Origin of the sequence: Paraburkholderia fungorum (assembly GCF_046027605.1) — a bacterium.
Lineage (GTDB): Bacteria > Pseudomonadota > Gammaproteobacteria > Burkholderiales > Burkholderiaceae > Paraburkholderia > Paraburkholderia fungorum_F.
On record NZ_JAQQEF010000043.1, the window covers coordinates 38,561 to 45,486 of the forward strand.

8 protein-coding genes and 1 pseudogene are annotated in these 6,926 nt (G+C 58.7%); 4 read left to right on the forward strand and 5 right to left on the reverse strand.

Features of this window, described 5'->3' with window-relative positions:
- Nucleotides 1–307 precede the first annotated feature (307 nt).
- The 4 genes from andAc to andAa are packed head-to-tail and all read left to right on the forward strand — an operon-like array spanning nt 308 to nt 3,607.
- A complete protein-coding gene (andAc, locus tag PQR53_RS36870) occupies nt 308–1,579 on the forward strand; it encodes an anthranilate 1,2-dioxygenase large subunit AndAc (protein WP_408465224.1) in 1,272 nt (423 codons plus the stop codon).
- 13 nt (nt 1,580–1,592) lie between these two features.
- Nucleotides 1,593–2,066 carry an anthranilate 1,2-dioxygenase small subunit AndAd gene (gene andAd, locus PQR53_RS36875; protein ID WP_408465226.1) on the forward strand — a complete coding sequence of 158 codons (474 nt, stop codon included), beginning with the start codon at nt 1,593–1,595 and terminating at the stop codon, nt 2,064–2,066.
- Nucleotides 2,067–2,076: 10 nt separating this feature from the next.
- The gene (gene andAb / locus PQR53_RS36880) at nt 2,077–2,400 is read left to right on the forward strand and encodes an anthranilate 1,2-dioxygenase ferredoxin subunit AndAb (RefSeq protein ID WP_408465228.1); all 324 of its coding nucleotides are present in this window, start codon (nt 2,077–2,079) and stop codon (nt 2,398–2,400) included.
- Nucleotides 2,390–3,607, forward strand: a complete 1,218-nt coding sequence (gene andAa, locus PQR53_RS36885) for an anthranilate 1,2-dioxygenase system ferredoxin--NAD(+) reductase (protein WP_408465230.1) — start codon at nt 2,390–2,392, stop codon at nt 3,605–3,607. The genes andAb and andAa overlap by 11 nt, the downstream gene beginning before the upstream one ends.
- A gap of 54 nt (nt 3,608–3,661) precedes the next feature.
- Here the strand turns inward: andAa and PQR53_RS36890 are convergent, their stop codons facing one another.
- The 5 genes and pseudogenes from PQR53_RS36890 to PQR53_RS36910 all read right to left on the reverse strand — a co-directional run.
- Entirely contained in the window at nt 3,662–3,883 is a 222-nt protein-coding gene (locus PQR53_RS36890) for a hypothetical protein (RefSeq protein WP_408465232.1), read from the reverse strand.
- Nucleotides 3,884–4,035: 152 nt separating this feature from the next.
- A complete protein-coding gene (locus PQR53_RS36895; protein ID WP_408465234.1) occupies nt 4,036–4,311 on the reverse strand; it encodes an MFS transporter in 276 nt (91 codons plus the stop codon).
- A gap of 30 nt (nt 4,312–4,341) precedes the next feature.
- Entirely contained in the window at nt 4,342–5,322 is a 981-nt protein-coding gene (locus PQR53_RS36900) for a D-2-hydroxyacid dehydrogenase family protein (RefSeq protein ID WP_408465236.1), read from the reverse strand.
- A 77-nt stretch (nt 5,323–5,399) separates the two neighbouring features.
- The gene (locus PQR53_RS36905) at nt 5,400–6,773 is read right to left on the reverse strand and encodes an MFS transporter (RefSeq protein WP_408465238.1); all 1,374 of its coding nucleotides are present in this window, start codon (nt 6,771–6,773) and stop codon (nt 5,400–5,402) included.
- 44 nt (nt 6,774–6,817) lie between these two features.
- Nucleotides 6,818–6,926, reverse strand: a pseudogene (locus tag PQR53_RS36910) (carboxyvinyl-carboxyphosphonate phosphorylmutase); the annotation flags it as partial.

The following is a 6,926-nucleotide window of genomic DNA, read 5'->3' on the forward strand; positions in this document are numbered from 1 at the left end:
GTCCTTACCGAATCCGGCTGTTGCGTCTCTAATCGGCCAGTACGGGGAATTTCATCTACTTACGATTCGAGACACTGAAACCGAACGCATATAAGAGTGCATAAAACATGAACGCGTCATCCACCGCATCCGACATCCACTACGACGAATATGACGTCGATGGCATACACGTCGAACATTTCACCGCCGCGTAGACGGCGGCGTGTTCCTGCCAGCACCAGGAAGCGTGACAGCCGCCAATCTACACGCGTCCGAACGGCGGTCCCCTCATACAGGCAGCAACCAGCAATCTAGCGGAGTCATCAGCATGGAAATGGCCCAAGCGCCCATCCGCCTCGTGAAGGATAGCGAATCTGATCAAGTCGTGTTTCCGCACGACGACGGTTCGCGCGTACCGTACAAGGTATTCAGCTCGCAAGCGGTGTACGAGCGCGAGCAGCAACGCATCTACCGCGGCCCGACGTGGAATTTCGTCGCGCTGGAGGCGGAGATCCCAAATGTGGGCGACTACAAGAGCACGTTCGTGGGCGACACACCCGTGGTCGTCACGCGTGTGGAAGACGGTTCGCTCGCGGTTTGGGTGAACCGCTGCGCGCACCGAGGCGCTTCGGTGTGCCGCAAGGCACGCGGCAACGCTACCTCGCATACCTGCGTCTATCATCAGTGGAGCTTCGACAATAGCGGCAACCTGCTGGGCGTGCCGTTCCGGCGCGGCCAGAAGGGCATGAGCGGCATGCCGGCCGACTTCGATCCGAAGAATCACAGCCTGCGCAAGCTGCGCGTGGACAGCTATCGCGGCGTCGTATTCGCGTCATTCAGCGATGAAGTCGCGCCGTTGCCCGAGTATCTCGGCGCGGAAATGCGCCCGTGGATCGACCGTATCTTTCACAAGCCGATCGAGTATCTCGGCTGTACGCGTCAGTATTCGAAGTCGAACTGGAAGCTGTACTTCGAAAACGTGAAGGACCCGTATCACGCGAGCATGCTGCATCTGTTTCATACGACCTTCAACATCTTCCGCGTCGGCATGAAGGCCCGTTCGATTCCCGACGCGTCGCACGGTCTGCACAGCATCATTACCGTTACCAAAACGGGCGAGGATACGTCGGCGGCCTACAAACAGCAGAACATCCGTTCGATGGACGAAGGCTTCTCGCTCGAAGACGACTCCGTGCTGGGTCACATCTCCGAATACGAAGAAGACACGACCAACCACATTCAGCCAATTTTCCCGCAACTCGTGATCCAGCAGATCCACAACACGCTGGTCGCACGTCAGTTGCTGCCGAAGGGCCCCCACAATTTCGAACTGATTTTCCACTTCTTCGGCTACACGGACGACACGCCGGAATTGCGAGCGCTGCGCATCAAGCAGGCGAATCTGGTGGGACCGGCCGGTTATATCTCGATGGAAGACACCGAAGCCACTGAACTGGTGCAACGCGGCACGATCCGCGACGGAGATGCGACCTCGGTGATCGAAATGTCGCGCGGCAACCCCGACCAGCAAGACACGGTGATTACCGAAAGCCTGATCCGCCGCTTCTGGGTCGGTTATCAGAAATTAATGGGCTATTGATCAGGGGACGCATATGGAAGCAATGAAGCTGTGGTTCGAATTGCAGATGCTGCAGAGCCAGTACATCAGCAATCTCGACAACGACCGGCTCGAAGCGTGGCCCACGTTGTTCACCGAAGACTGCACGTACGAAATCGTGCCGAAGGAAAACGCCGACATGGGTTTGCCGATCGGCATCATTCACTGCACGAACCAGCACATGCTGCGCGATCGCGTTGTGTCGCTGCGTAACGCCAATATCTTCGAGGAGCACACGTACCGTCACATGACGTCGGGTATGACTGTGACAAGCGAAAAAGACGGCGTGATCGAAACGGAAAGCAGCTACGTGGTCGTACAAACGCGTGCCAACGGCGAGTCCGACGTGTACCAGGCGGGCAAGTACTACGACCGTGTCGTGCGCACGCCGGAAGGCCTGCGTTATCAGAGCAAGCGAGTGGTGTACGACACGTCGCGCGTGCAGACACTGCTTGCCACGCCTATCTGAAGGAGAGCTCATGGAACAGACTCTCGAAAACTGGCAAACCATCGGCACGCTCGACGATTTCACCGAAGGCGAGCCGGCGGCGCTCGTAGCCGGCGACCGGCGGATCGCGGTGTTCCGTCTCGGCGATGAAGTATTCGCGCTGAACGATCTGTGTTCGCATGGCCATGCGCGACTGTCGGAAGGCTTTGTTGAAGACGGTTGCGTGGAATGTCCGCTGCATCAGGGGCTGATCGACATCCGCTCGGGCGCGCCGCGTTGCGCGCCCATTACCGAGCCGGTCCGTGTATTCCCGATCCGCATCGTCGACTCGCGGGTGGAAGTTCATGTCGACTGACCGGCATGTGATCGTCGGTGCGGGGCATGCCGCGCGCCGCGCCGCGCAAACGTTACGTGAGCGCGATCCGGCGGCGAGCATCGTGATGATCGGAGCGGAGCCGCATGCGCCGTATGATCGGCCGGTACTGTCGAAAGACGCACTGCTGACGGACGGCGGTGAACAGAAGGCGTTCGTTCTTGCACCGGACTGGTACGCCGCGAACGGTATCGACCTGCGGCTCGCGACGACCGTCGAGTCGATCGACCGGGCCGGCCAGGAAGCGTGTTTGCACGACGGCAGTGTGCTCGCCTACGACAGGCTGCTGCTCGCAACCGGGTCGCGCGTGCGCGGATTTCCGGGTCCGGTGGACGAGCGTGTTCCGCTTTACTACGTGCGTACATTGGCCGATTCGCTGGCGCTGCGCGCGGCGCTCGCGCCCGGCAAACAGGTCGCGATCCTCGGCGGCGGGTTCATCGGTCTGGAAGTCGCCGCGGCAGTCACGCAGGCGGGCTGCGAGGCAACGGTGATCGAGCCGGCCGCCGAGTTGTTGCAACGTGCGCTGCCTCGTGCGGCGTCCCGCTTCGTCGCGTCGCTGCACGCACGGCGTGGCGTGACGCTCAGGCTCGGCGAAACGCCGCTGCGTATTGGCTACGAGAATGGCCGCGCGCGCATCGAAACGGATAGCGGAACGCTCGCGGCAGATCTCGTGGTGGTGGGGATCGGCGTGTTGCCGAACGTGGAGCTTGCTCGAGAGGCGGGGCTGGACGTGAATAACGGCATTGTCGTGGACGCGCAGTGCCGCACGTCCGACCCACACATTTTTTCGGCCGGCGAAGTGACCATGCATTTCAATCCGCTGCTGGAGCGTCAGGTTCGCATCGAATCGTGGCAGGTCGCTGAAAATCAACCAGTGATCGCGGCCTCCAACATGCTCGGCGACACGCTGGAGTATGCGGAGTGGCCGTGGCTCTGGTCTGATCAGTTCGATTGCAATATCCAGACGCTCGGCACGATCGAAGCGTCGCACACGCTGATCGGACGCGGCGATGCGCAGCAAGGTCCATTTTGCATGCTCGCACTCGACGAAGCTGCACGCTTGCGCGCGGTCGTCGCGATCAACGCAGGTCGCGAGATGGGCGCTGCGAAACGGCTCATTGCGTCCGGCAAACCGCTCGATCCGATTCTGCTTGCTGACGCGGCGGTTAGCCTGCGCTCGCTGTTATAACCGGGTTCGAAAAGGCCGCCGACAGAGCCGCCGATGCGACGGCCTGTCGATCGCCTAAAAGTGCCTTGGCCGCATTCCGGCCTGAGACCATTCGACCATCGTCACGATATCGAGCATCGGAAAGCCGAACGTTTGCTGATCGACGCTCACGCGGCGCGTCGTACCCAGGACACGCGAAATATCGGCGTTGACGAGCGGATGCTGGACGACCGCCTCGATGATCTTCACGCGCTCGAGTTCGTGCATGCTGATCGTGATGAATCCACGTCCGCTCATGGTCTGGCTCCGGCGGAGCCTTACGTGCTCGGCGACGCGGGGCTTTCGCTGCCCGAGGATCAAACCGTGTGTCCGCTGCACCTGCTGACGAACGTGCCGCTGGTGGCGCCGAGTACCAGCAATGGGCTGCGGCTCATTATCGAGCGCACCTTTCAGCGCGAAGACGTCGAGTTGAATCTGGTTGCGGACATCGATTCACTGCCTACGCTCTTCGCGCCAAGGCGGTCGGCCAGCGCACCGCCGGGAATCTGCGCCACCGCATAGCCCAGGCTGAACGCGGCCAGCACGACGCCGAAGAGCGCCGCCCGTATCGATAGCTCTTTCCTCATCGTCGGCGCGGCGATCGAGAGATTGATGCGGTCCAGATAGTTGACGAACTGGAGCATCCAGATCATCAGCAGAACCTTGTACTTGTCGCTGGAGTTCATACCGATTCACTCCCGGGTGAGGGTTGTAGACTAACGACGTTTTTTTAGCACTTCTGGATTCACAACATGCGTTGGCTGGCCATTTGCAAAGGCAACAATCTGATCAAAAATATCGGTAAACTGGATTTCAAATTCATCACGCGATACATAGCCGAGATGCGGCGTACAAACAACATTATCCATGTTGAGTAAAGGATGTTTGATGTCCAGCACCGGCTCATCTTCGAACACATCCACAGCAGCCATTCCTGGGCGCCCTGCTTGCAGAGCCTGTACCAATGCGCCTGGTGCTATAAGTGCTGCCCGGCTGGTGTTGACGATCAGTGCGGTCGTCTTCATGTGGGCGAGATCCTCAGCGGTGACGATGCCGCGCGTTGCATCGTACAATCGCATATGCAGAGAAATGACATCAGATGTTTCAAAAAAAGCCTGCTTATTTTCAGCAATTTCGTAGCCATCCTCTATTGCTTTCTTGAGCGACTCTGCGCGCGCCCATATCAACACTTTCATACCAAAGGCTTTGCCATATCCAGCAACCACGCGCCCAATCCGGCCATAACCGTAAATACCTAAGGTCTTCTCACGCAAAGTACTACCAGCGCCGATTTGCCACTTTCCTGCCTTGAGAGCCGACATTTGCTGCGGGATCTGGCGTACACCAGCAAGCACCAGGCCCCACGTCATTTCTGCCGCAGCATAGTTGGGGGTATCAGCGTGCTGACTAGATGAGACGATCACGCCGAGTCGTGTGCAGGCAACAATGTCGATGTGTGGATAAACGCTACGTTGGCTGATCAGTTTGAGATTAGGGAGGCGCTCTAATAACGCAGCCTGAATTTTGGTGCGCTCGCGATTCAATACTAGTACTTCGATCTCTTGTAATCGTTCAGCTAGCACATCAACATTTTGTACATGATCGTTCCAGATCGTGACGTCGTGGCCTATCAATTTGTCGAAACAAGGTAGCGTGCGTATGGTGTCGTGATAGTCATCAAGTATTGCAATTTTCATTTGTCTTCTCTTTCCAAGGAAAATGGACCCAGTAGTAAAAATAGTTTTTAACTGAGTTTAAACTGCGTCCATTTTTATCAGGCTACCTTACGCGTTTCAATTGCTGCGATTTTTCGACAATGGGTTTCTGGCATCCGTATATAGACGAGAAGCGACACCGCCGCCCACGCGGTAACGTACCAATAAAAGTACTGTTCGTGACCGCTCGCCTTGAAGCGCAACGCGACGAACTCCGTCGTGCCACCGAGAATCGCCGTCGTCAGCGCGTAAGGCAAGCCGACTGCGAGTGCACGGATTCGCGCCGGAAACAGCTCGGTCTTCGCGAGCATGTGGACCGACGTGAAGCCGCTCAGCATCACGAGTCCGGCGAACGACAGCAGGAACGCAACGAGCGGATCTTTCGTGTGACTGAGCGCCGTAAACAACGGCACTGAGAAGAACGTGCAGCACACGCCGAAACAGATCAGCACCGGACGCCGGCCAAACACGTCCGACGCGAGGCCGAACAGCGGCTGCAGCGGCATATACAGCAGCAGCGCGCCAGCGGAGATAAGCGTTGATGTTTCCTTGCTGAGCCCGACCGAATTGACCAGATACTTCTGCATGTACACCGTGTAGGTATAGAAGCCGACAGTGCCGCCAACCGTGATGCCGATGGCAAGCGCGAGCTGCCGCCAGTGCTGCAGCATCTGCCGGCCGACCGATGGCCCCGTTTGCCGCGCACTCTGTTTGAACGCTTCGGTTTCAGTGACGTTACGGCGCATGTACAGCGCAAATAGCGCGAGCGCGCCGCCGATCACGAATGGAATGCGCCAGCCCCAACGCTCGATCTGCTGCGACGTGAACAGCACGTTCTGCATCACCAGCATCAACGCGAGCGCGACCAGTTGCCCGGCCACCACGCTGACCTGCAGAAAGCCAAGATAGAAGCCGCGGCGGTTTGGCGGAGCAATTTCGCTCAAATAGGTCGCACTGGTGCCGTATTCGCCCCCCATGCTCAAGCCTTGTAACAACCGCGCGAGAATCAGCGCAATCGGCGCGAACACGCCGATCGTCGCGTACCCCGGCGTGACGGCGATCATCAGAGAGCCGACGCACATTGCCGTGACGGACCAGGTCAACGCCGATTTACGGCCGCGCCGATCCGCATACAGCCCGATCAGCCAACTGCCGAGCGGCCGCGCCACATAACCGACCGCCGCAATCGCGGCGGTATTCATCAACTGCACGGTCGGCTTGTCGCTCGGGAAGAACGATTTCGCGAAATAGATCGAGAAGATGCTGTATGCGAGAAAGTCGTACCACTCGATCAGATTGCCGGCCAAGCCCCCGACAATCGAGCGGATGCGCACCGGCGCCGCGGCGCTCTCTGTGCTCCCAGCATTTCGCGCGCTCGCGACGGCGGCTGCATTGATGTCACGCGCGTCGCCTGGGTTAGGGGGCATTTCCATGAAGTCTCCGTGATTTTATTGATGTGATCGAATGGTGTTGCTGCTCACTTGTCTTTTGCTGCGTAATCGCGATCGAGCTGGTCGTACAGCGGCTTGTTAACGAGCCGTTGCCGCTCGCTGAACGGTGCGACCAGCGACGCATCCTCGTCGAGA